We start from the raw sequence: 712 nt of genomic DNA on the forward strand, positions 1-712 counted from the left end.
CGATCATGTCCTTGGCCTGTTGCAGGCAGATGCGCGCTTCCTTGATCACGATCTGGTGGATCTGCGTCAGGTCGGTGGTCGGCAGACGGCTGTCTTCCTGGCTTTCCGGCTCCACGGTGCCGACCATGCCGGCCAGGGTCGCTTCGACGTAGAGCAAGGCCCCGGCGACGTCCATGAGGGTCGCGTCGTTAGGTTCGCGCTGGCCCTGGGCGAGGCTCAGCACCACCGCCAGTTGATCGATGATGACCTTGCGCGGCTGGCCGAAACCGAGCACCGCCAGGGTGTCGGCGATTTGCCGCAGGGGCGCCAGCAGGCTTTCGAGGTCCGAGGTGTGCTGGCGGTCGCTGCGCACGAACAGGTCCAGGCGCTCCTTGACCCGCACCAACTCTTCGCACAAAGCCGCCAATACCGAACGCATGGCATCGCGATCAGGGCCGGCCAGCCTCGCCCGTTCTTCATCGACCATCGCACTGTCGGGTAGCGCGTCGTCCAGTGAGTAGCGATCTTTCATGGTCAGCATCTGCCCGGTGGGGTGTTCGGCCTTGGCAATATAGAACAACAAACTCTTGAGCAGCTCTGGCGGTGCCGGTTGATTGATCGCGGGCATGCCTTGCTCGAGCAGACGCTTGAGCTCTTTGTCGGCCTCCTTGAACAGGCTGCGCAACGCGGGGCTGTTGGCGATCGAGCCATTGCGCATGCCTTCGACCAGCGC

Annotated in this window: 1 pseudogene; it reads right to left on the minus strand. The window is 63.6% G+C overall.

Going from position 1 to position 712, the window contains the following annotated elements:
• Positions 1 to 712, minus strand: a pseudogene (locus tag D8U61_RS01265) (hybrid sensor histidine kinase/response regulator); the annotation flags it as partial.

It is taken from the genome of Pseudomonas sp. Sample_14 (assembly GCF_004307515.1).
In the GTDB taxonomy this organism is placed as follows: domain Bacteria; phylum Pseudomonadota; class Gammaproteobacteria; order Pseudomonadales; family Pseudomonadaceae; genus Aquipseudomonas; species Aquipseudomonas atacamensis.